Annotated in this window: 16 protein-coding genes; 3 read left to right on the top strand and 13 right to left on the bottom strand. The window is 61.4% G+C overall.

The genetic code is table 11. The annotated features are described in order from the left end of the window. Window positions 1-68: 68 nt before the first annotated feature. From AC3WWH_RS07940 to AC3WWH_RS07930, 3 genes are all read right to left on the bottom strand, one after another. A complete protein-coding gene (locus tag AC3WWH_RS07940; protein ID WP_058320616.1) occupies window positions 69-2978 on the bottom strand; it encodes an SPOR domain-containing protein in 2910 nt (969 codons plus the stop codon). Window positions 2979-3041: 63 nt separating this feature from the next. Further along, entirely contained in the window at window positions 3042-4802 is a 1761-nt protein-coding gene (gene argS, locus AC3WWH_RS07935; protein WP_058320615.1) for an arginine--tRNA ligase, read from the bottom strand. A gap of 96 nt (window positions 4803-4898) precedes the next feature. Next, the gene (locus AC3WWH_RS07930) at window positions 4899-6116 is read right to left on the bottom strand and encodes a deoxyguanosinetriphosphate triphosphohydrolase (protein ID WP_057255805.1); all 1218 of its coding nucleotides are present in this window, start codon (window positions 6114-6116) and stop codon (window positions 4899-4901) included. 213 nt (window positions 6117-6329) lie between these two features. Here AC3WWH_RS07930 and erpA point away from each other — a divergent pair, with 213 nt between their 5' ends. Further along, entirely contained in the window at window positions 6330-6662 is a 333-nt protein-coding gene (erpA, locus tag AC3WWH_RS07925) for an iron-sulfur cluster insertion protein ErpA (RefSeq protein ID WP_057255803.1), read from the top strand. 33 nt (window positions 6663-6695) lie between these two features. Here the strand turns inward: erpA and AC3WWH_RS07920 are convergent, their stop codons facing one another. After that, complete coding sequence (locus AC3WWH_RS07920; protein WP_058320614.1) at window positions 6696-8159, bottom strand: phospholipase D-like domain-containing protein; 1464 nt, start codon at window positions 8157-8159, stop codon at window positions 6696-6698. Window positions 8160-8365: 206 nt separating this feature from the next. Here AC3WWH_RS07920 and xth point away from each other — a divergent pair, with 206 nt between their 5' ends. Then, entirely contained in the window at window positions 8366-9157 is a 792-nt protein-coding gene (xth, locus tag AC3WWH_RS07915; protein WP_057255799.1) for an exodeoxyribonuclease III, read from the top strand. 58 nt (window positions 9158-9215) lie between these two features. Here xth and exoR read toward each other — a convergent pair whose 3' ends face one another. The 9 genes from exoR to AC3WWH_RS07870 all read right to left on the bottom strand — a co-directional run bounded on the left by exoR (window position 9216) and on the right by AC3WWH_RS07870 (window position 22947). Further along, window positions 9216-10022, bottom strand: a complete 807-nt coding sequence (gene exoR, locus AC3WWH_RS07910; RefSeq protein ID WP_058320613.1) for an exopolysaccharide production regulator ExoR — start codon at window positions 10020-10022, stop codon at window positions 9216-9218. 474 nt (window positions 10023-10496) lie between these two features. Further along, the gene (locus AC3WWH_RS07905) at window positions 10497-11777 is read right to left on the bottom strand and encodes an OmpP1/FadL family transporter (RefSeq protein ID WP_058320612.1); all 1281 of its coding nucleotides are present in this window, start codon (window positions 11775-11777) and stop codon (window positions 10497-10499) included. Window positions 11778-12265: 488 nt separating this feature from the next. Then, window positions 12266-15106, bottom strand: coding sequence for a valine--tRNA ligase (locus AC3WWH_RS07900; RefSeq protein ID WP_058320611.1), 2841 nt, complete (start codon window positions 15104-15106; stop codon window positions 12266-12268). A 122-nt stretch (window positions 15107-15228) separates the two neighbouring features. Next, window positions 15229-16038: a PopZ family protein gene (locus AC3WWH_RS07895; protein WP_058320610.1), complete on the bottom strand. Its 810-nt coding sequence runs from the start codon at window positions 16036-16038 to the stop codon at window positions 15229-15231. A 180-nt stretch (window positions 16039-16218) separates the two neighbouring features. Continuing rightward, window positions 16219-17589: a TolC family outer membrane protein gene (locus tag AC3WWH_RS07890; protein WP_057255789.1), complete on the bottom strand. Its 1371-nt coding sequence runs from the start codon at window positions 17587-17589 to the stop codon at window positions 16219-16221. A gap of 286 nt (window positions 17590-17875) precedes the next feature. Further along, window positions 17876-18541 (bottom strand): protein-L-isoaspartate O-methyltransferase family protein, encoded by a 666-nt coding sequence (locus tag AC3WWH_RS07885; RefSeq protein WP_057255786.1) that lies wholly within the window; start codon window positions 18539-18541, stop codon window positions 17876-17878. 237 nt (window positions 18542-18778) lie between these two features. Beyond that, window positions 18779-19204 (bottom strand): TonB system transport protein ExbD, encoded by a 426-nt coding sequence (gene exbD, locus AC3WWH_RS07880; protein ID WP_057255784.1) that lies wholly within the window; start codon window positions 19202-19204, stop codon window positions 18779-18781. Window positions 19205-19207: 3 nt separating this feature from the next. After that, a complete protein-coding gene (exbB, locus tag AC3WWH_RS07875; RefSeq protein WP_058320609.1) occupies window positions 19208-20281 on the bottom strand; it encodes a tonB-system energizer ExbB in 1074 nt (357 codons plus the stop codon). 185 nt (window positions 20282-20466) lie between these two features. Then, window positions 20467-22947 carry a ComEC/Rec2 family competence protein gene (locus tag AC3WWH_RS07870; protein WP_058320608.1) on the bottom strand — a complete coding sequence of 827 codons (2481 nt, stop codon included), beginning with the start codon at window positions 22945-22947 and terminating at the stop codon, window positions 20467-20469. Window positions 22948-23262: 315 nt separating this feature from the next. On the opposite strand from AC3WWH_RS07870, the gene gltA reads away from it, so the two are divergent. Next, window positions 23263-24552: a citrate synthase gene (gene gltA, locus AC3WWH_RS07865; RefSeq protein ID WP_057255779.1), complete on the top strand. Its 1290-nt coding sequence runs from the start codon at window positions 23263-23265 to the stop codon at window positions 24550-24552. Window positions 24553-24655: the final 103 nt, after the last annotated feature.

Here is a 24655-nt window from a genome sequence, read left to right as displayed (position 1 = left end):
AAGCCCTGAAATGCGAAGGGCGCGGCCTATGAGCCGCGCCCTCCTCAACTCTATCCGTTGTGCCCGACTTACTTGGTCACCAGGCAGCTTCCGCCAGCGCCCTTGTACTTGGAGCACAGGGCATTTGCCTCTTCCTTGGAGCCGGCCGGGATGCGGACGCGATAGTAGGTGCCCTTGCCGGCGATCTCCGCCTTGCGGATATCGACGCCACGGCCGCCAATGACGCTGCCGAACTTGCTGGAAAGGCTGTTGTAGGACTTCTGTGCTTCGGCCTCGGACGGCAAGGATGCGACCTGGATGAAGTATCCGCCGGTCGGAACCGATGCGGTTGCAACCTGCTGCGCCGGCTGGGCTTCTGCAGTGGCAACCGCCTGCTCTTCGGCCGGACGCACGTTGCCGCGCTCGGTAGCAGTGCCGGCAACTTTAGCCGGCTGCTCGACCGGACGCGCCTGCGGCGTCGGCGCCTTGTCGCCTGTTGCCGTCGTCGTCACGCTGCGAACCGGAACCTGTTCGATATCGGCATTGCCCGTTGCGGCAAGCGCCACCTGATCGACATTGGCCGATGCCTGACCGGCAGCAGTGACATCAGCCGAAGCGACTTCCTTCGAGGGCGCTTCCGGCAGCGGCTGCGTCGCACCGGCGACATCGGTCGCCGGTGCGGCAACCGGCTCTTCACGAGCAACCAGCGTGCCATCCGGCTTGACGATCATTGTGCGCACTTTGCGCGGTGCGACGGCCGGTGCCTTGTCTTCTTCCTGAGCGGCAGTCTGGGCGCCGCCATCCGGCAGCAAGCGAGCGCCGTCCTCGTCATCCGCCGGCAGGTTGGCCTGCAGGCCGTCCGAGTCGTCGCTGCCTTCGAGCGGCAGCGTTTCCGGCGTCAGCGTCTTCTGAACGACGTCCATCGGCTCTTCGGTCGAAGAAACCAATGCTTCCTGCTGCGGCGCTCCGGCTTGGGCTCCAGCGACGCGATCGTAAACGGCCTTGTCCTGGTTCGGTACGGTCTTGCCGCCCTTTTCTTCCGGCACGACCTTAACCGGTCCCTTGTCGGCGAGAATGATCTTGGGACCCTCGGCAGAGGTTACCGCACCACTGCCGCCCATCCAGGAGTAGACAGCCGCACCACCGAGAATGATGACGCCAGCAACGCTTGCCGCGAGCAGCATCGTGCGCTGCGACCGCCGACCCGAGCCGTAGTCGCGATAGTCGCCCGCATCGTCCTGGCTCTGCACCGGGGAAACCCGCTCGGCATCACGCGTCGGGGACTTCCGTTCGGTTATGGAGCGGCGGAAGTCCTCTTCCATCGCCTTTTCGAATTCGTCGAAATCGTCGAGCGCGCCGCCTCCGAACGACGGATTTGCATTTGCTGCCGGGGTCGGACGAGCCACTTCGGCCTTTTCAACCGCGGCCGGACGGGGATCCTTGGCGGCCGGAGCCGGCGTGCCGAACAGCTGCGCCATTTCCGCATCGATATCGAGATCGTAGTCTGCCGGATAGGCGACCGGCTTTTCCGTTTCGATGACCGGCAGCTGCGGCACATCCATGTCGGCGATCGGCGCAACGCCATTCTCGGCTTCGGCGATCATCGAGGGATCGAAGGGCAGCGTGCTTTCAGGCTGCACGTCCTGCTGCTCCACCGGGGCCGGAGCCACGAAGGTTTCGACGGAACGTTCCGGTTCACGCTGCGGAGCAACCGCTTCGATGACCGGCTGCGCAGCAGCCTGCGACACGACCACAGGTGCGACGGCAATCGGTTCGGTCGGCCCGAGGTCCGCAAGATCGAGCTTCAGTGCGGCATCGGAGAGCTCCATTTCGAAGTTCTCGATGTCGAAGCCCGGCTCGTTCTCCTGTTCTGCAACGGGCTGGACCGGCTGGGCAGCCTCGACAACCGGCGTAACGGCAGGCGTGGCGACTGCGGCAGCTGCGGGTGCCGCAACAGGCGCTGCCTGCGTCACGAGCGGACCGGCGAAGGCGCGCTGCTGGCTGGCGCCCGAGGGCGAAGCAACAGGCGTCGCCCGGCTGAAGGTCGGCGTAAAGGGATAGGGGCTCTTCTTCGCCGGTGTCGCAACCGTATTTACCGGGGCGGCGGGAGCGACCACCGGCTGCTCTGTGGCGTGAAGGGCCGGATGAGACTGCACGGCAGCGGCAACCACGGCGGTCACCGGCGGAACCGGGAAGCGCTCGATATCCGCAAGAAGTTCGTCGCGGGCAGTGTCATGGCCAGCGGGCTCTTCCGGGGTCGTGTCGTTCACGTATACGGCCTCGTCCAGGCGCTCCTCAGGAGCGACGTCGAGGCTAGCAACGTCAAGGTTGGCAACCTCAAGGCTCGGCTCGTCGTAAACCGGGAACGGCTCGGGGACAGCAGAGGGCTCGGACCAAGCCGTCGACAATTCTGCGACCGGTGCCTGCCAGTCGTCGACTACCTGTTCCGTCGCCTCAGATACCGGCTCTTCTTCGAACGGCAACAGATCGGCTTCGCCGAGCGACAGTTCGAGCTCGCGCTCCAGATCGAACGCCGGCTCGTCGGCGACGAATTCGGCGCTATCGACTTCGGCACCCTGAGGGGCGGCCGAGAACGACTGCACCTCGACAACCTGCTCCGGTTCCTCTTCGGCGACAGCGGCCGGCGTTGCGACCGGCTCGGGCTGACGGAATATCGGCGCCTCGTACTCTTCCGCGAATTCGGCTACCGGCTCGATCCGGGCCTCTTCGACCGGCTGCGGCGCCGAAACCGGCTCCACAGCAGGCTGCTGCCCAGCACGCGGCGCATCGTAGCTGTCGAAAGCGCGAAGGAGTTCGTCTTCGAGATCGAAGGCGGGCTCCTGACGGACCGCCTCCTGATGTCGTTGCAACTCTTGCAATTGCTGTACGGCCGGACGGGCATCGTAACCGACGATCCGGGCGAGTTCGGCCAACGGATCATCGTCTGCCAATACATCGAATTCAGCCGGCCCGCTTCGTGCGAATTGTTTGTCTGCCATGCTCTCCACTCACAATTGCCTGTATTTATGTGCCAGTGCATTGTGGGAAAATGGTGACAATACTTATCGCATTTCCTCCGGTGCGGAGGTGCCTGTAATAGACAGGCCGGACTTCAATACCGAAGCGACAGCATGCACCAGCCCGAGTCTGGCAGTACTTAATTGTCTATTTTTATCGTTAACAAAACGTAATTCCGGATTCTCTTTACCTTTGTTCCAGTGTCCGTGGAAGGCAGCGGCAAGATCGTACAGGTAAAACGCGATACGATGCGGCTCCTGAGCCAGTGCCGCGGCCTCGATCACCCGCGGATATTCTGCGAGCTTGGCAACGAGCTGAAGCTCCGTCGGATCCTCGATCTTTCCCTGAACCGCACCGGCGAGATCAAGCGATTCGATGTCCAGATCCGGGAACGCGTCCGCCGCCTGGCGGAACACAGACCGGCAACGCGCATGCGCATACTGCACGTAAAAGACCGGATTATCCTTGGACTGTTCTGTAACCTTGGCAAAGTCGAAGTCGAGCGGCTCGGAATTCTTCCGGTAGATCATCATGAAACGAACCGGATCACGGCCGACTTCATCGACGACTTCGCGCAGCGTGACGAAATCGCCGGAGCGCTTCGACATCTTCACCGGCTCACCGTCGCGGAAGAGCTTGACCAATTGGCAGAGCAGAACCGTAAGTTTCGACGAACCGCCAGACACGGCGCGCGCCAGCGCCTCGAGCCGCTTGACGTAACCGCCATGGTCGGCGCCCAGCACATAGATCATCTCGTCAAAGCCGCGGTCGAACTTGTCCTTGAAGTAGGCGACGTCAGCGGCGAAGTAGGTGTAGCTTCCGTCCGACTTGATCAGCGGCCGGTCGATATCGTCACCGACCTCCGTCGAGCGGAACAGCGTCTGCTCGCGATCTTCCCAATCCTCCGGGAGCTGCCCCTTCGGCGGCGGCAACGTACCCTTGTAGACGTGCCCCTTGAAGGTCAGGTCGTTGATTGCCGTACGAATCGCAGCCGCCCCATTGGCGTGAAGCGTGCGTTCGGAGAAGAAGACGTCGTGAGTGACGTTCAACGCCGCGAGATCCTCTCGGATCATCACCATCATGGCATCGATCGTCCGGTCCTTGACGAGCGGCATCCACTTGTCTTCGGGCATCAGGCGCAGGCTCGTGCCGAATTCATCGGCGAGCGCTTCGCCAACCGGAACGAGATAATCACCCGGATAAAGACCCGGCGGGATTTCACCGATGTCTTCACCAAGCGCCTGGCGATACCGCATGAAGGCAGAACGTGCGAGAACGTCGATCTGCGACCCGGCGTCGTTGATGTAGTATTCCTTGGTCACCGCATAACCGGCAAAGGCCAAAAGGTTGGCAAGCGCGTCGCCGACCACGGCGCCGCGGCAATGGCCGACATGCATCGGTCCCGTCGGGTTGGCCGAGACATACTCGACGTTAACCTTGCGGCCCGAACCGACAGTGCTGCGGCCATAGTCGGGGCCGGTGCGCACCATGTTCGACAGCAGCTTCTGCCAATAGGAAACCGAAAGCCGGACGTTGATGAAGCCCGGGCCGGCAACGGTCACTTCGGTGACTTCCGGATCCTGCTTGAGCTTCTCAACGATGAGCTCAGCGAGCGCCCGCGGGTTCAGGCCGAGGGGCTTGGCCAGCACCATGGCGGCATTGGTCGCGACATCACCGTGGCTTGGATCGCGCGGCGGCTCGACATTGACACGGCCGAAGTCAAGCTCGGATCGCTTTTCTCGAACGCTGTCAAGCGTTTCGAGAATGTCCTTAATTCTTGATTCGAAGTCCGTGAAGAGATTCATCTGATCCGTCCGCTTTTCCCGACCACATGTGGCCGGCGCAAAACTCAAAAAGGAGGCTCGGTTCGCTTGAACCGTAAGCCTCCGGGCGGGGCGTCCCTACCGCAAATCCGGCGTGTGGTCAAACAAGCGCTTGTGCACGCTGATCGCGAAGGTATCGGTCATGCCGGCCAGATAGTCGCCGACATGACGGGCCCTCGCCGGTTCGGCCATGCCCGAGATCTGATCGATCCAATAGTGCTCCCGCATCAATTGTGGGTCGTCCATGAAGGCATGATAGAGATCGCAGACGATCGACGCCGCACCTTCCCGCACCCGCATCACTTCCGGGTGGCGATAGATCCGGGTCATCAGCAGACGCTTGATCTGCTTGTCCGTCTCGCTCATCTCCTCGGAGAACGTCGCCATGACCGTACCCGCCTGACGTACCTCGGCTACGCTCTCGGGGCGAATGTCCGCGATACGCTGCTGGGCGACGCCGATCACGTCCTCGACCATTGCCGTGATCTGACGGCGCATGATTTCGTGCGTGAAGCGGCTGCTTTCAAGACCGGGATAGCGATCGTGAACCTCGCGCATCAGACGGGCAAGGAACGGCACGTCTTCCAGCATTTCGAAGGTCAGGTAGCCGGCCCGCAGGCCGTCATCGATATCATGGGTGTTGTAGGCGATATCGTCGGCGATGGCCGCGACCTGCGCCTCCAGGCTCGCGTAACTCGCCAGTTCCAGATCGTGAAGAGCACAGTAGTCCAGGATCGGCTGAGGGACCGGTCCACGCGTGCCCTGCCCGTCGGGCGTGAGCAACGGCCCATTGTGCTTGACCAGCCCCTCAAGACTCTCCCAGGTCAGGTTCAGCCCGTCGAACTCGGCGTAGCGCCGCTCGAGTTTGGTGACGATGCGCAGCGACTGGGCATTGTGGTCGAAGCCGCCATGGGGCTTCAGCATCTCGTGCAGGGCGTCCTCGCCCGTATGGCCGAACGGCGTGTGACCGAAATCGTGAACGAGGGCGACGCCTTCGGCGAGGTCCTCGTCGAGCTTGAGGGCACGCGCCAGGGCGCGGGCGATCTGCGCCACTTCGATCGTGTGCGTCAGCCGCGTCCGATAGTGGTCGCCGTCGGCAGCGATGAAGACCTGTGTCTTGTGCTTCAGCCGGCGAAAGGCCGTCGTGTGGACGATGCGATCGCGATCGCGCTGGAAATCCGAACGTGTCGCGCTCGACGCTTCCGGATAGAGCCTGCCGCGCGTCGCCCAGGGGTTCGACGCGAACGGCGCGTGTTCACCATAACCGAAGCCCAGCGCATTTTTGTCGAATGTCATTTTCCACCCAAATCGTCATCCCATTGACGGGACATTGAAGCCTTCATACCTATAGTGAAAGCCACGGAAACGCGTCGCGCAAGCATCGACCGATTCCGCAAGCGAAAGCAACGGCTTGGCCGCGGGGGGTGAAACGACCTCCGGCGTTGGCCGAGGCGGTGCTGCAAACGACAATCAAATCTCTCCGGTTCTTGACCCCGGCAGGAGGCAGATATGACGCAAGAAACCGTGACCCTTTCGGACGCTGCTGCAAAGCGGATCGCCACGATCCTTCGTTCGGACAGTCACAACAACGCGATGCGGGTGTCCGTCGAAGGCGGCGGCTGCTCGGGATTCTCCTATAAGTTCGACCTGGTCGACAGCGCCAACGACGACGATCTGGTGCTGGAGAAGAACGACGCCAAGGTGCTGATCGACAGCCTGTCGCTCGTCTATATGGGCGGCTCAGAGATCGACTTCGTCGACAACCTGCTCGGCCAGTCGTTTCAGATCAAGAATCCGAATGCGGTCGCAAGCTGCGGATGCGGAACGAGTTTTTCCATCTGAGCCAACGGCCACCTGGCCTGCCTGCGGTCGCCGTCAGAGATACGGCGACCCCAGCCAAAGCACACGGTTCGCCAGCCGGTCGATAAGTGGCTTGGCGCGCAAGGCCTCGAGCGTGACCGGTTCGGCCGAAGCCAGCACATCCGATATCATGCCGCCGATCGTATGGGCGAAACCATCGTCCAGCACTTCGAGATCGAACTCGAAGTTGAGACGCAGGGAACGCGGATCGAGATTGGTCGACCCAACATAGGCCCAGCGCTCGTCCACGATCAGAAGCTTCGAATGGTTGAAGGCGCCCTCGGCGCGCCAGACCCGACAATGACCTTTCAATACCTGATCGAACTGGGCGGTCATTGCGCGATCGACCAGAAGCAGATTGTTGACCGCCGGCACGATGATGTCGACCTCGACGCCCCGGCGCGCCGCGGTCACCAAGGCGCTGATCAGTTCGCGGTCCGGAAGGAAATAGGGCGACATCAGGCGGATGTTCTTGCGCGCCACCGAGAACGCCCCCATCAGCATCTTGTGATTGGTTTCGTTCGTGGCGTCCGGCCCTGAGGGTATGGCGCGCATCAGCACAGAAGACGTTTCTGCCGGCAAAGGCATTTCTTCGAGCGCCCAGGCACCGCCCGTCAGCATCTCCCCGCTGGAAAACTGCCAGTCCTCGGCGGCGACCTGAAAGATGTCGGCGACCACCGGGCCCGTTACCCGAAAGTGCGTGTCGAGGGCCGGCTCCTCGCCGGCAATCTCGCTGCTAAAGCCCGCCCGGATGTTCATGCCGCCGGCAAAGGCGACGCGGCCGTCGACCACGAGAATCTTTCGGTGCGTGCGCAGATTGGCATAGGGCAACCTCAGCCCCATGATGATATTGCCGTTGAAGACGGCCGTCGGAACGCCGGCCGTCTTCAGATGACCGACAATGCTGGGGACGGAGTAGCGCGCGCCGACTGCGTCGATCAGTACGCGCACCTGGACGCCACGCGCGATCGCGGCGATCAAGGCGTCGGCAAAGCGAAGGCCGACCACGTCGCGATCGAAGATATAGCTCTCTATCAGGATGCTGCGCTGCGCACCGGCAATGGCCACCAGCATGGCCTCATAGGCAGCATCCCCGCCGGCCAGCACCTCGATGCCGTTGCCGGAACACATGCGGTGCCGGGAAACACGGTCGCCGAGGATTTTCATCGCGGCAAAACGATTCCCGAAACTTCCGGCAATATCTGTTTCAGAGATATCGAACCTGCCGAACTGATCGGGGCCTTGCCCGCGCAGCAGTGCGCGTTGCGAGCCGATCGAGGAGCGGCGGATACGGTTGATGCCGGCAACGGCATAGAGCAATGCCCCGACGATCGGCGAGAGCAGAACGACACCGACCCAACCTGCGGCGGCGCGAACGTCGTCCTTGGTCATGGCGGCGTGAATGGCAGCCGGGATGCCAAGCGCGAAGGACAGCAGCGCCAGGATATGCGGCCAGTAGTTCTGCACGAGATCGATCATGCGCCGGACTATAGCCGGCCATGGATCGGAATCAATTCAAGCAGCCGCACCTATACCGTATATAAACTGCGCGCGGCGTCGCCCGTCGTCGTTGCAGCTCTGCCCAGCGCTGAAAGTCCGCAGGTATCGGATTTGTCAAAAGAATCCGGAGCGGCTAGAAGAGTCCCGCCGCAAGGACTCACCTGTATGGAAGGGCGTTTCGAGCCATGAAGATTGCCACCTGGAACATCAATGGCGTCAAGGCGCGAATCGACAGCCTGTTGGCATGGCTGAAGGAAGCCAATCCGGACATCGTCTGCCTGCAGGAGATCAAGTCTGTCGACGACGGCTTTCCTCGTCTGGAGATCGAAGCCCTCGGCTATCATGTCGAGACCCACGGCCAGAAGGGCTTCAACGGCGTCGCCCTGCTCTCCAAGCTGCGTCCGGACGAAGTCAACCGCGGCCTGCCGGGCGACGACTCCGATGAGCAGTCGCGTTTCATCGAAGGCGTGTTCTCGGTTGCCGGCGGCGTGATCCGTGTCTGCTCGCTCTACCTGCCGAACGGCAATCCCGTCGATAGTGAGAAGTACCCCTATAAGCTCGCCTGGATGCGCCGGCTGACCGCCTATGCCGAGCAGCGCCTTCTGCTCGAAGAGCCCTTCATCCTGGCAGGCGACTACAACGTCATCCCGGAGGAGCACGACTGCTGGGACATCAAAGTCTGGCAGAACGACGCACTTTTCCTGCCGGAGACGCGCGCGGCCTATCGGCGCCTGCGCAATCTCGGTTTCACCGACGCGGTGCGGGCCACCTCAGACGCGGTGCCGCTCTATACGTTCTGGGATTATCAGGCCGGCTGCTGGCCGAAGAATTTCGGCATTCGCATCGACCATCTGATGCTGTCGCCGGAGGCAGCCGATCGACTGGTTTCGACGTCGATCGACAAACATGTTCGCGCCTGGGAAAAGCCCTCGGACCACGTTCCTGTTATCGGCGAGTTTGCTTTCGCGGCCGCCTGAGGTGCGGATCCGCCGTTCGGCTATTCGGTGCTGGCTGAGGGGTAGCCGCGCGGCGAACTCAGTCGTCGTCGCCCTGCATATGTAGATTCTGCGAAAGCGAGATTGCCGTACGGCGATCATCTTCGGTGGCAAGCGAGAATGCCTGCTCCTGCATCGACTGGAGCCAGGGCCGATCCTTCGGCGAACACTGGTCGAGCGCGGCGGTCATATAGGCGAGACCGCGAATGGTCTGGCCTTCCTGGAAGATTACGTTGCCGAAGACACCCATGGCACCGGCATGGCCGCTCTTGCGGGCACGGTTGAGCCACTTCTTGGCTTGCTGAACGTTGACGCTACCGCCCTCGCCCGACAGCAGCATGCGCGCAAGCTGGAACTGCGCCTCAGCGACACCAAAGGTCGACGCCGCCTGGAAATAGAGCTGCCGCGCCTGGGCCATATCCGACTGGATCGGGCTGTCGGGAATGCCGCGTCGGTAGTAGCCGGCAAGAGAGATCAACGCGTTGACGAAATAGCCGGTATCCTCAGAACCCGGCTCCACACCCTGCTGGGCGATCTCGCTGTAGATCTTGAAGGCCTCGAGGTCGTTTTCGGCGACACCGTCGCCATAGGCATACATGTTGGCCAGAGCCCAGCGGGAGCCGGTATGCCCCTTCTCCGCAGCGTATTTGTAGGCCTCGACGGCCTCGTCCTTGCGGCCGTTCTTGTAAGCGGAGAAACCGAACTTGAAGAGCGCGAAGGGACCGGATTCCTTCGTGACGCCTGCCCCCGGATCAAAGGCAAGGGCCGGCATGGTGCTGGTCCCGCAGACCGCCAGCGACACGCCGAGTATCGCAACCTTCAGTGACTTCAGTTCACCCGCAAGCATCACAGTCTAATTCTTCCGTTCCAGCCGGCCACGCCGAACTCATCACCGCTGCAAACACAAACGCCCGGACGACCCGTCGCCGCCCAAAACTTCACCAATTCCGCCGAGAACATCGACGCACCATTCCAGAACGAAACTTCGACACATGCACCGAAAAGACCATTTCAGTCGACCACTTGCACAAAAGTGCCGAAGGCCACATCTGACATGAACATCGACGGTCCAAGTTTCACTTCACACCAAACGCCGCAGGTTTCGTTTTCACGGTTGCAGGTTTGTCCCTACTATCGCTGCTCCCTGTTTGTGGCGGGAAATGGACATAGCCGGGACGAGTCCGATGCTAGCAAACTCTAGCATTAAATGTGTTGCTGAATCGTCACATTAGCGAACGGTGCAAAGGCAACAGCGAACAGTTCCACATCAAAAAGAAAGGCCCGGTCGAAACCGGGCCCAAACACTCAGATTGGCGAAGGATCAGAACTTGACCTTAAGGGACGTCGATATGGCGCCGAAGAAATCGTTACCGTAGTCGTAGGACACATCGCCGCCGATAACCTGCCCGTCGAAGTTAACGGGGCCCGAACTGCCGCTCGTCAGGATGCCCACTGCACCAGCCAGTCGAAGCTCGATATTCTTGTTTGGCGAATAGGATACACCCGAGCCAAGCGACCAAGTATCGGACTGAGTGCCATAGCCGTGGCTGGTACCGCGGTCCCAGGTCAGGCTAACAGCGCCGTTCCACTGATCGTTGAACTTGTGACCAAAGCCGCCTGAAATCGTCCAGCCGTCTCGATAAAGCAGGTCAAGCGAGGTGCAGGGCTGAGCCAGGGTTCCGCCCGACGAAGGGCAAAACTTGAGAACCTGGAGTTGGCTCCAATCCGTCCATTTGACCGAGCCGAAGGCGACCCAGTCGGGCGCAATACCGGACTGAATCTTCAATTCGAGTGAATCCGGCATCGATGCAAAGCCGGAGACCCCATAGAAGTTAACCGGAGCCGGCCCGCGAACGTCACGCAGGTCGATCGTTCCCGCAAGGTTGTCGAGGTCCACGGCACTGTTGTAGACGAGGCTCGCCCGCACTGCGTATTCAGGAATTTCGTAGCCGACGCCAGCGCGCCAGCCCCAACCATCCCCCTCGAGATCCAGCCGACCGATGCCGGTACGCCCGGCGGCCAATACCGGTGGCACGCCCGTGAAATCCTGAACCAACCGCTCCTTGAAGCCGCTGACCTCTTGGTAGAAGACGCCGCCGATGATGCGGAACTGACCTTGGCCGACGTCCCATTTATAGGAGCAGGTTGCGGCGTAGTTGTCGCTTTCGACCTTCGTCTCGACGTTGTTGTTTGCACCGGCCCAGTTGAGGCCCGGGTTGGTATGCGCACCCCAGGGCTGCGAATAGTCGGCCATACAGTCGATATCGTCAGCAAAGCGCGCCTTGACCCCAACGCGCGGAACCCAATAGCTCTCGGTATCGTCGGCGGTATTCGGTCGGGAATTCAAGTTACCACCGCCAGCACCCGGCCCCGTTCCATTAAACGGGAAAACCGCAGACGTCGTATCCGTGTCTCTGACATTCTTCAGTTCGCGCTGCGGATTGACGTAGGTCGCCGAAGCTTCGCCGGCGTAGTCCGACGGGTCGAACAGCAGATCGATGTTGTAACCACCGCGCTCAAGACCGCCGGCGTGGGCCGCCGACGCAACCAGCAAACCAGCCGCCACCGTCAGGACGCCACGTTTAAAATTCATGTGAGCCATCAAGCTCCTCCCCTGCACTGCAATCTGCGACATTCCACCTCATGCCGCGTATGGCGGAAGTATTCTCACGAACATGTGAAATCGCAAATGCCAGATGCAGAGGCGGTGCGGCACTATGCGTCACATAATTTACGTAAGATTCTCATGATTTAGACACATTCGCGCATTTCCGAAATGATATTCCGGAAAATAGGTAAATAACCCAATAAAATAGGAAAAACTTCCAACACTCGCGAAAGCTGTGTCGTGGAGACAACAATATTGGTTTTTGCTGAAGATCAACAAAAATGGCCGTTGAAACTCCGCCTGCCCATGCCAAGCGATTTCGTGAACGGCCGACAGTATTCAGCTCAGCGATTCGATCGCGAAGCGCGCCCCGGCAAGTATATAAAATCATACTAAAATAAAAAATCCGCGACGGACCTGTCGCGGATTTTGACTTCCTTGGCCGATCAACCCTGTGGGCGGTTGCACCCTTAGCGTGCTTCCTAACCGGCTTCCGCCACGCGCGTGAGCGCGACGCCAAGCGAATCTTTCTGAAGATCGAGTTCCACCAGGCGCTCACGCTCCGCTTCCACCAGTTCCGGTTTTGCGTTCGCGACGAACTTTTCATTGGCCAATTTGCCAAGAATACGCTCGCGCTCCGCATCCACCTTGGCGATCGCCTTCTCCAGGCGCGACTTCTCGGCGGAAAGATCGATCAGGTTGCCAAGCGGCAGGCACGCGGTCGCCTCGCCCACAACGATCTGGGCGCTGCCGCGCGGGGCGACAGTCGCATAGTCGATGTGTTCGACACGCGCCAGGCGCGCAATTGCCGGAGCATGCTGCTGCAGGCGCTCGCGCGTCAGATTGTTCGCACCGACGACGATCAGCGGCGCGGTTGCTGCCGGCGGAACATTCATCTCCGAACGGACGGAGCGGATGCCTGAAACGAGGTCGATCAGCCAATTGATCTCATCGGCGGCCGCATCATCGGCATAGGAAGCCGCCGGCCATTCGGCGTGGCAGAGCAGCGTCTCGCGCTCACGGCCCTCGCCTGCCGTCTGCCCCCAGAGCTCCTCGGTCATGAACGGCATGAACGGGTGCAGCAGCTTGTAGATCTCGTCGAGAACATAGGCGACGCAGGCCTGCGACTCGCGCTTGGCCGCCTCGTCCTCGCCGTTGAAGACCGGCTTCAGCAGCTCGAGATACCAATCGCAGAACTGGTTCCAGACGAAACGATAGAGACTGCCGGCGGCTTCGTTGAAACGATAGGCCTCGATCGCCTCGGTGACGTCGCGGATGGTGCGCGAAAGCTCCGTCAGGATCCAGCGGTTGATGGTGAGCGACGCGGCTTCGGGGATGAAACCGTCGCTGTCGACCACGCCGTTCATCTGGGCAAAACGCGTCGCGTTCCAGAGCTTCGTGCCGAAGTTGCGATAACCGGCGATGCGGGCGGGATCAAGCTTCACGTCGCGGCCCTGGGCAGCCATGATCGCCAGCGTGAAGCGCAGTGCGTCAGCCCCGTATTCGTCGATAAGTTCGAGCGGGTCGATGACGTTGCCCTTCGACTTCGACATCTTCTGGCCGTTCTTGTCGCGAACGAGCGCATGGACGTAGACCGTATGGAACGGCTCGACCGGGGTGCCATCGGCATCCTTCATGAAGTGCAGGCCCATCATCATCATGCGGGCGACCCAGAAGAAGATGATGTCGAAGCCTGTCACCAGAACGTCGGTCTGATAGTACTTCTCCAGTTCCGGCGTCTCGTTCGGCCAGCCGAGCGTGGAGAACGGCCAGAGCGCCGAAGAGAACCAGGTGTCGAGCACGTCTTCGTCGCGGGTCAGGATTTCGCCCGGCCTGAAGTTTTCAAGCAGGTCCTCGACATAGGCCTTCATCGGGCCTTCATGCGCGAGATAGTGCTGGATCGCGGCGTGCAGCGCCTCTTCCTCGGTCTTCTCGACGAAGACCTGGCCATCCGGGCCGTACCAGGCCGGGATCTGATGCCCCCACCAAAGCTGGCGCGAGACGCACCAGGGCTGGATGTTTTCCATCCACTCGAAGTAGGTTTTTTCCCAGTTCTTCGGAACGAAGTTCGTCCGGCCTTCCTTGACGGCGGCAATCGCAGGCTTCGCGAGCGTCTTGGCGTCGACGTACCATTGTTCCGTCAGGCGCGGCTCGATCGGCACGCCGCCACGGTCGCCATGGGGGACCATGTGCTTGTGCGGCTCGATCTTGTCGAGCAGGCCAGCTTCTTCGAAGATGCGGACGATGATCTTGCGCGCCTCGAAGCGATCCTTGCCTTCGAGTTCGTCCCACGCACCATGCAAGGCTGCCGGATCGGAAAGCCCTTCGAGGAACTCTTCGTTGTCCTTGATGGTGATGCGACCTTCGATCGTCATGACGTTGATCGCGCTGAGGCCTGCACGCTTGCCGACGTCGAAGTCGTTGAAGTCGTGCGCAGGCGTGATCTTCACCGCGCCGGTGCCGGCCGTCGGATCCGCGTAGCTGTCGGCGACAACGGGAATGCGCCGGCCGACGATCGGCAGGATGACATGCTTGCCGAGGAGAGGTTTATAGCGCTCGTCGTCCGGGTTGACGGCAATGCCGCTGTCCCCGAGCATCGTTTCCGGGCGGGTGGTCGCGACGACCAGATAGTCGCGCTTCTCCCATTCGGTCGCCTTGCCTTCCTCATTGAAGGCAATCGGATGTTCATAGGTGACACCCGGTTCGAGCGGATAGCGCAGATACCAGAGATTGCCGTTGATCTCGTGCTGCTCGACCTCCAGATCGGAAATCGCCGTCAGAAGCTTCGGGTCCCAGTTGACCAGGCGCTTGTCCTTGTAGATCAGCCCTTCCTTGTAGAGCGAGACGAAGACCTCCAGAACGGCTTCCGAGAGGCCGTCGTCCATGGTGAAGCGTTCACGCGACCAGTCGCAGGATGCGCCGAGCCGCTTCAACTGATTGAAGATCAAGCCGCCGGATTCGGCCTTCCACTCCCAGACCTTCTCAATGAAAGCCTCGCGCCCCATCTGCCGACGGTGCTGCTGGGTTTCCATCAGCTTGCGCTCGACGACCATCTGGGTCGCAATACCGGCATGGTCCATGCCCGGCTGCCACAGCACGTCCTTGCCGCGCATGCGCTCGAAGCGAACCATGACGTCCTGAAGCGTGTTGTTGAGCGCGTGGCCCATGTGCAGCGAGCCGGTCACGTTCGGCGGCGGGATCACTATGCAGAAGCTATCGGCGCCGGGCTTGGCACCCGCGCCTGCACGAAACGCGTTTTCTTCGTCCCACTTCTTGGCGATACGTGGGTCGACGGATGCGGAATCGTAGGTCTTATCAAGCATTTTGGAGCCAATTTTGGAGAGTGATGTCTGTGTCTTGTAAACCGGAACGGCCGGTGCAAGTCAACACGAACGCAAAAAGCCGCGACGGTCGCCGCGGCCCCACGCATCAAAAGATCTGAATTTCAGCGACGCGGCCCGCGGGCAACGCGCTCGATTTCCTCGCGAACCAGTCGTTCGACGAGTGTCGGCAGATTGTCGTCCAGCCATTCCTGCAGCATCGGCCGCAGCATTTCCTGGGCAATTTCGTCGAACGAGCGCCTTGCGCCCTGATCGACCGCGAGAGCGAGGTTGTCGAAGGATTGCGCGACCTTCCGGCCGACTTCCGGAGAGACGATGGCTGCGATCGCCTTCTCGGGGGCCACCGTGTCGATCACCGGCGCCGGCGCTGGCGATTCGACGCTGTCGCGACGCTCCGATGGCGCTGGGGCAGCGACCGCTTCCGCATCCTCATGTGTTTCTGGGGCCACGATCGGCTGAACGGCCGGAGCCTTGGGCGCTGATACCGCGGCCATGCGCGACGTTACGACGGGGCTGTCCTGGATCGCCGGCGCTGGCGCGACTGGCTGCGTTTCGCGCGGGGCAAACCCCGTTGCGTGGCGCTCCGAAGCCGCACGAACGCGTGCTGCGACATCAGCCAGCGAAAGCGGCGGCTGAGCAACCGCCGTGCTGGCCTCGGACGAGACGATGGAAAGCTCTACGGCAGGAGCCGCGGGGGCGGGCCTCGATGTTTCGGCAGATTCCTCGCGCCGGCCGAAGGCAACGGTCTCGATCTCGCTGTCGATCGTCAGCTCGATCTCGTCACCCGCCTCGTCCTCGAAATGCTCCTGCGGCGAAAGCCCGGCCTGCCCAGGCTCATTGCTCTCGATGATCTTGCGAATGGATGCCAGGATCTCATCCATCGAAGGTTCACGCGCGACATTGAGCTGTGCCATTTCTATCCCCGTTTGACGCGGCCGGCATGTGTTTCAAAACAGGACATGCGCCGATTTCCGACAAACCTTATGTGAGTTCGCGGACGAAACATACGCCACGAATCAGCCACTCAGATCCTTGCACAGATTTGTTTTCAGGGGGAAAAATAGAAACGCCCCGGGGAGACCGGGGCGTTTTCTTTAGCGACCGTCGACGGTTCGAAGACCGAACCATTTATCCTTGACCGCCTCGTAATGTTCTTCGGCGCGATATTCGGCCACCTGCAGACCCTGGCTCTTCACGGTCAGCCTCGCGGAGGCTGCAAGCAAGGTATAGCTCGCGACGACCGCGTCGCGCTGCGCAAGCGCCAGGAGTTCCTGCGCCTGCAGCACGTCCTGCTGCGAATCGAGAACGTCGAGGGTCGTGCGCTGGCCGACTTTGCGCTCTTCGATGACGCCATCCAGTGCCAGCTTGGCGGCAGAGATCTGTGCCTTGTTGGCGGAAATACGCGCGATCGCTGCTTCGAGCTGTGCGTAGGCCGAAACAATCGTTTCCTGAATCGATGCTCGCGCCGAATCAACCAGAATGCGCTGCTGCCCCAGGCGTTCCTTCGCCTGCCGGATCTGGCCGTATTCGAGGCCGCCCTGATAGATCGGGACTTCGAGGCGAGCAGTGATGCTCGATGTGTTGCTGTCGATGCCATCACCGACATTGCCAGTGGTGCGGCCGACCTGTCCCTGAAGCGTCACGCCGGGCAGCATCGTGCCCTCAGCCGACTTCACCTGGTAACCGGCCGAATCAACCGAGTACTGCGCTGCCAGAATGGTCGGGTGGTCGCGCAGGCCGCTTGCGACCGCCTGGTCGAGCGAGCGCGGCAGGCTCTTCGATGCGGGAGACGCCTGCTTGATGTTCTTCGGCAAGTCGCCGACGATCCGCACATAGGTCGCTTCGCTCTGCTTCAGCTGCGCAACAGCGACGATAAGCTGCGACTGCGCGTTGGCGAGCGAAGCCTCTGCCAGGCTCACGTCCGTACGGGTGCCCTCACCCACATCAAGCCGCGCCTTCGCGGCGTTCACCTGTTCCTGAAGGAACGCGATGTTCTGCTTGCGGATCGACACGAGCTGCTGATCGCGGGCGATATTGGAATAGATGGTCGCCGCCGAAAGCAGGATCTGCATCTCGTTGGCGAGCAGCGATTCGCGGGTGGCAAACACATTCGATTCGGCCGCGCGAACATTGTTCAGCGTCTGAAAGCCATCAAAGACCATCTGCGTTATGGAGATGCCGACCTGCCCCTGGTGAACGTCCTGAGTTCCGGAACTCTCCCTGTCGATGGTCGAAAGCGTCCCGCTGGCGAAACCAGCCACCTGGGGGCGAAAGCCGGACTTGGCGATCGGTACGCTCTCGTCGGTGGCGCGCAGCCCCGCCCGCGCAGCGTTCAGATCCGGATTGTTTGCGTAGGCTTTGGCCATTGCGCCGAAGATCGTCTCGGCCAGTACTGCGTGCGGGGCAAGCAGCACACTCGTCGAGACGGCGGCCCACAGGGCCGCTTTGCGGACAATCGACACCATTACTTCTCTCTCCGATCGGGGGCGGCAAAGCCTGCCCTCATTTCCCGCAGCGCTGTCCTCGTTACAAAACGGCGCTGCCTAGACACGGCGATGAGCGCTCACACCGCCCACTGGTGAGCAAATCACTACCACTGCACTCTTTGAAACCCGGATTCCAAATTCCGACAACTGCGCAGCCCTACTCTGCGCAGGCATTTCAAAAAGAAACAAGTACCGCGTTGCGAATTGGCAACATTGTTATTTTAGCAGTACATTCAAATGTTGATATCCCTCAATAAGCGGGACCTCAAAAAACAAATTCCTGCTCGCGGCGGAAGCCGGGAAGCGGCTTCACCGCAGTGTTGAAGTCGGCACGCTCGGAGGTTTTTCCGTGCTCGTGCACATAGAGTTTAGCGCGCGAAGCGTTGCCAAATCCTTCGACCACCACGAGTCGGCCGCCATCACGCAACTGCTCGAACAGAGCCGCAGGCAACACTTCCACCGCACCGTGAACGAAGATGACATCGTAAGGCGCTTCGGCAGCGTAGCCCTTCTCGAGTTCGCCGGTGACGACGGCGATATTGTCATAGCCGAGACGTGCCAGCGTTTCGGTCGCGGTGGCGGCAAGACCCTGATCGCTTTCGAGCGCGACGACGGAACCAGCAATCAGGGAAAGCAGTGCCGAGGCATAGCCGGTACCGCAACCGATCTCGAGCACGACGTCGGACTTGGCGATCTCGGCGAGCTGCAGAAGCTTGGCAAGCGGCGACGGCTCCATCAGGAAGCGCGGCCCTCCGCCGTTGGCGGCGTCAAGCGCGATGTCGGTGTCGATATACGCGAGCTCCTTCATCTTCGCGGGCACGAACTCCTCGCGCGGCACGGTGAGGAAGGCGGACAAGACCGAGTGAGACGTCACATCCGTGGTCCGGATCTGGTTGTCCACCATCTTGGTGCGCGCTGCTTCGAAATTCATGCTGGTGCCCTCGTATCCGGATAGGCGCGGCGCCGCTTTTCGGAGAAGCCCGCGCGATCGTCTTGTGGCTCTCAACGGAAAGCCTTTGACGTAAGCTCTTAAATCGCCGCCCCGCGGGATTCAAGCGACAGCGGCAAATTGCGCCGGAAAAACGGGGAAGAAGAGCCCTGATCGATCATGGCGGCGACGCGCGGACATGGGCGCGACGCATTGCTGGCACGTGGACCGCGGGCAAACTCAGCGCCCGGGTGCGCCTTCCAGGCCCACGAGGGCGATCTTGGTGTAGCCGGCGTTCTGGATGAGGTTCATGACCGTCATCAGCTCGCCGTAGTCCACGGCCTTGTCGGCCCGGAGCAGGACACGCGTCTCGGTGTTGCCCTCCGTCAGGCGCTTCAGCTCGTCGGCGAAGGTCTCACGCGCCGTTTCCTCGTTGCCGATGGCCAGCGCCAGATCGGCCTTCAAGGTCACGAAGACCGGCTTGTCGTCGCGCGGCGCTGGCTTTGCCGCCGATTGAGGCAGATCCACCTTCATATCCACCGTGGCAAGCGGCGCCGCCACCATGAAGATGATCAGCAGCACGAGCATGACGTCGATGAAGGGCGTGACGTTGATTTCGCTGTTCTCGTCCAGATCGCCGCCGTCCTGGCTTACTTTTCCGGCCATGGGTCACCCGATCCGTGCGATGGTCGTTTCGGCATGGACGAAGCCTTCCTGCCGGCGGGGCTGCGCCTTGCGGACCATGCGGTGGTCGAGGTCGCGGCTGACGAGCCGTTCAACGGCGGCCGCAGCATCGGCAAGGATCACCTTGTAGCCACCCACTGCACGTGCGAAATAGTTGTAGATCACCACCGCTGGAATTGCCGCAACAAGGCCGATAGCAGTGGCGAGCAGCGCTTCGGCAATGCCGGGTGCGACGATCGCGAGATTGGTCGTCTGCGCCTTGCTGATGCCGATGAAGGAATTCATGATCCCCCAAACCGTGCCGAAGAGGCCGACGAACGGTCCGACCGAGCCGATCGAGGCCAGAATACCGGTGCCGCTCGTCATGCGCTTGCCGGCGCGAACCTCGATGCGGGTCAGCAGCGAAGAGACGCGTTCCTTGATACCGCTCGCAGGCGCATGGTCGACAACCGCTTCCGAACGCACCATCTCGTCGATCGCCGCAGCCACCATCTCAGGTGCTGGGCCCGACTTCCCGTCGAATGCAGTATTGACATCAGCCAGACCGTTAGCGGCTGACAGGAGACGCACCGCCCGCTTGAGGCGCGCCTTGGCGCTGAAAAGCTCGAGTGCCTTGACCAGGAAGATCGCCCAGGTGGCAATGGACGCCACTGCCAGGCCGACCATAACGCTTTTGACGACAAGGTCCGCCGCCATGAACATACCGATCGGCGACAGATCGTGCGGCAGCACCGGGTTCGCCGCACCTTCGGTCGCAACGGCAGTGCCCTCGACAGCAAGGGGGGCAGTCTCCGGCGACGCGGCTTGTGGTGCGGGCTGCACCTGAGTGATCGGCGTCGCCTGGTTTACCGGTGCGCTGCCGGTTGCCGTCTGGCCCTCTACGACCGGCGTCGGCGTGGGAGATTGTGCGACAGTGCCCTGAGTGCCGTTCGTAGCCGGGGCTGACGATGCCCCTTCACTCGCTGACTGAGCGAACGCAACCACGGGCATAGCAGCCGATGACAGACCCAGCATTGCGGCTGCCAGCAGATTGATCGTCGATCGGGCTCGGTTCGGCATCTTGTTCCTCACGTACTGGTCCGTTTCGTCATTTCAGAGCGAAGGGATTGCCGCCACCCGTCACATCCCTTGCGTGCTTTCGGGCTCTTTACGCAAAGGGGAGCGGAATGACAAGGATTTGTGGAGTTTATCAATCAAGAATAATTTCGCAACCCGCCCGCTCAGGGCGCGACCGGTGACTGCGGTCAGAAATCTGGCGAAACGTCCATGAAAGAACCGGTCCGCCAGTCATACGCGCGGTGCCGTTCCCATGGGCGGGCAAGGGCCGTGAATGCCGTTCGAAACTGCATTGCGGGCGGCGCGTGCTCCGTATCCGACTGCGCTCGAATTTCGATTGCGCCCGTGCGACGCAGCGTCTGCGCATTCACAATACGGGCGCGGTTGGTCGGGCACGTCGCGCCATCGACCCGCGCCGCAGTCACCACAAGATCCGCCTGGTCGCACAAGGCCGGAAAGAGCCGCGGGTTCTCGATGGCAAGGATCGTCCAGCCGTAGCCGTTGCGCGCCGCACACCATTGCTTTTCCCGGCAGATGAAGACACCCGCAGCATTCGCCTCGATCGCCGACGACAGATCCGCGCGGATCGCGGCCTGTTTTTCCTGGTCGAGCGGCGGAGCGCCCTTCCCGGCCGGCTCCGTAGCCGGGTAAGGATCGGCAGCTGCCGGCGGCGGAAGCATCGCTGGCTTGAGGTGGTTTTCCACCGCGAGGGCCCGTTGCCATTGCGAAAACACGAAATCCGACGGGCGCATCCTGTTGGTTGCTATCGCGCCGTTCGCAACGAGGCCAACGAGGCGACCATCCTCGGCAATCACGACATCGGGCAGACGATCGTGCTCGACTGCGAGGCTGACGAGACCGGCGCTGATCAATACTGCGCCCGACAGGGCCAGCCAGCTCCGCAATACACAGACGAGAACACCGCCTGCGGCAATCAGCGCAAAGCCGAAATGCCCGATGCGACCCGTGACGATCTCGCCGTCGAGAGACGTTACGAAGCGGGCGATGTCGAGCATCCGATCGAGGCCCCATGCCATTGCCATCAATGGATAGTGTTCAAGCCCCAGTGGCATCAGAAGCATGGCGAACAGGCCGAACGGCATGATCACGATGCTGATCACCGGCATGGTGAGAACATTGGCGAGCAGGCCATAGGCCGGCAACCTGTGGAAATAGGCGATCGAATAGACCGATGTCGCCAAACCGCCGATGAGAGAGGTGACAACAACGCCGGCGATCACGCCGGTGACCAGGCCCCTACCCTTGCCCTGCCTCGCCGCCGCCGGCACCTCCGTCTCCCGTCGCTCGCGCCAGCGCGCATAGCCGGCTACGAGCGCAAGCGTCGCAGCGAAGGACATCTGAAACCCCGGGCCGGCAACCGCCGACGGCGTTATAGCGACGATGACGATCGCCGCGAGAGCAACGTTGCGCAGGCTGATCGACATACGATCGAAAAACACCGCCACGAGCATGATGGAAATCATGATCCAGGCGCGCAATGCCGATACGGCTCCCCCGGAGATGAGAATGTAGAGGCAAACCATCAGCAGTGCGCCGGTCGCCGCAACCTTCTTGATCGGCACACGATGCGCCAAGCCAGGGATCATGCTGAGAACGGTGCGGGCGCCGATCAGAAAGGTCCCGGCGGCCAGCGCCATGTTAAGGCCGGAGATCGCCAGCACATGCGCAAGCCCGGCTTGCCGCAACACCTCGACCGTCTCACGGCTGATTGCCCGCTCTTCCGCGGTCACCAGCGCTGCAGCAAGCGCTCCGGTGTCGCCGCCGATCGATGCACGGATGCGCTCTCCGACGGCCTCCCGCATCGCGGCGATGCTGGTCGGCAGGGATGAACCAAAGGAAGAGGCCGCTTCCGATTCTCCGGTCGCAGGCGCTTTTCCGCCCTTAGGCGAACCGTAGAAAAACCCGACTGCACCGATACCCCGGAAGTAGCTGTCAAACGCGAAGTCGTTCAAACCCGGCAATGCCGGACCGGAGGGCGGCGACAGCCGCGCCCTGCCCTCGATGGTCGCACCTATCGGCAGCGGATCTTCCCGACCCCGCGCCACCAGCGTGACTTTCGTCGGTTGACGGCGCAGGCGCGGCCTGGTCGTCTCGTGGATCTCGACCCCGTAGCGCCACTGGCCCCGGTCGTCCTGCTCACGCGAAAACACCACACCCCGCACGTTCGTCGTCACCGGTGCGTCGAGGACGATCGTATCGATCCGCGCCGTCTCGGCCGCGACCAGCACCATTCCCGCCACAAACAGTGTCGCCCCAATCAGCGGCACCCGCAGCCGTGCAAATTTTCCGACGCATGCCACCGCCGCCATGCCGAAAACGCAAAGCAGCAGTGCAAGTTTGACAATTCCGACGTCAAAAGGGAGCGACAGCCAGGTGAGGACGCCTGAGACCAGCAGCACCGGTATCAACACAAAACCGTGACCGAATGCGCGTTCTTCTTCGATTGCGGAGGCGACCGACGCCTTGACCGCGCGCGAACCGAGGCGTGCCGACAGCGTCGACATGCCGCGGCGCATCTGTATCGAAAGCAAGCCGCGCGGCGCATTGGGAGCAAAGACTGTAACGGCAGTGGCGGCATCGGAACCGGACAACATGAAGCTGCCGCGCTCAGCGTCCTGCGACGCCTGCCGCCTTTCAGTATCGCTCATTGCGCCAGCGCTCTTTCCCCGGAATACCCGGCCGATCATGCAACCAAAGGCACATAACCGCAACCGACGCGCTATCTGCTGAAAAAAGCGGCAAACCTATATAGAATGGTACCGCACCATCATCCGACGAGATTATTGATCTCCTTGGACTTATTGCCGTAACATGCCATTGTTGCGTCGCCATATGCACATTTTCGCATCGCACAATTTGCCTTTCGTACAGCTTGGCAGTCGAAAATAAATCATATAGCAAATTCGCAACGTTCATTGTCGTGGCATGTCTCTATGTCACGTTGCCATAAGACGGAGGGTCCGATGACTGAAAAAACCGCGGTTGTAACACTCGATGGAAAGTCTGCGGATCTTCCGGTGCGATCGGGGTCCATCGGCCCTGACGTCGTGGACATCGGCTCGCTCTACAAGCAGACGAAAATGTTCACATACGACCCGGGCTTCACGTCAACGGCGTCGTGCGAATCCAAGATCACCTATATCGACGGCGACGAAGGCGTGCTCCTGCACCGCGGCTACCCGATCGAGCAGCTTGCAGAACATGGCGACTTCCTCGAGGTCTGCTACCTGCTGCTCTACGGCGAACTGCCGACGAAGGCACAGAAGGCCGACTTCGATTATCGGGTCACGCACCACACCATGGTGCATGAGCAGATGTCGCGCTTCTTCACCGGCTTCCGCCGCGACGCGCATCCGATGGCCGTCATGTGCGGCTGCGTCGGCGCACTTTCGGCCTTCTACCACGACTCGACCGACATCACCGATCCGCATCAGCGCATGGTTGCCTCGCTGCGCATGATCGCCAAGATGCCGACGATCGCGGCAATGGCCTACAAGTACCACATCGGCCAGCCCTTCGTTTACCCGAAGAACGACCTGGACTACGCCTCGAACTTCCTGCGCATGTGCTTCGCCGTTCCGTGCGAGGAATATGTCGTCAACCCGGTTCTGTCGCGCGCCATGGACCGTATCTTCATCCTGCACGCCGACCACGAGCAGAACGCGTCGACCTCGACGGTCCGTCTGGCCGGTTCGTCGGGCGCTAACCCGTTCGCCTGCATTGCTGCCGGCATCGCCTGCCTCTGGGGCCCGGCTCACGGCGGCGCCAACGAAGCGGCGCTCAACATGCTGGCCGAAATCGGCACGGCCGACCGCATTCCGGAGTTCATTGCGCGCGCCAAGGACAAGAACGATCCGTTCCGCCTCATGGGCTTCGGCCACCGCGTCTACAAGAACTACGATCCGCGCGCCAAGATCATGCAGAAGACCACGCATGAAGTGCTGGCGGAACTCGGCCACAAGGACGATCCGCTGCTCGAAGTCGCGATGGAACTCGAGCGCATCGCGCTGACCGACGAGTACTTCATCGAGAAGAAGCTCTATCCGAACATCGACTTCTACTCCGGCATCACGCTGAAGGCGCTGGGCTTCCCCACCACCATGTTCACCGTGCTCTTCGCGCTCGCCCGCACCGTCGGCTGGATCGCGCAGTGGAACGAGATGATCGAAGATCCGGAACAGCGCATCGGTCGTCCGCGCCAGCTCTATGTCGGCGCCCCGCAGCGCGACTACGTGCCGGTCTCCAAGCGCTGATCGTTATCAGCCAAGAAAAACGAAGCCCGGTCAGCGATGACCGGGCTTTTATTTTGTCGGTCCGGGAACATCGGTTCGAACCCCGTCTTCCATCCAGCTGGCC

This window comes from Ensifer sp. EB106-03-01-XG145, assembly GCF_058792075.1.
The sequence above is the reverse complement of the archived record's forward strand: the minus strand, read 5'-3'. Positions and strand labels throughout refer to the sequence as shown.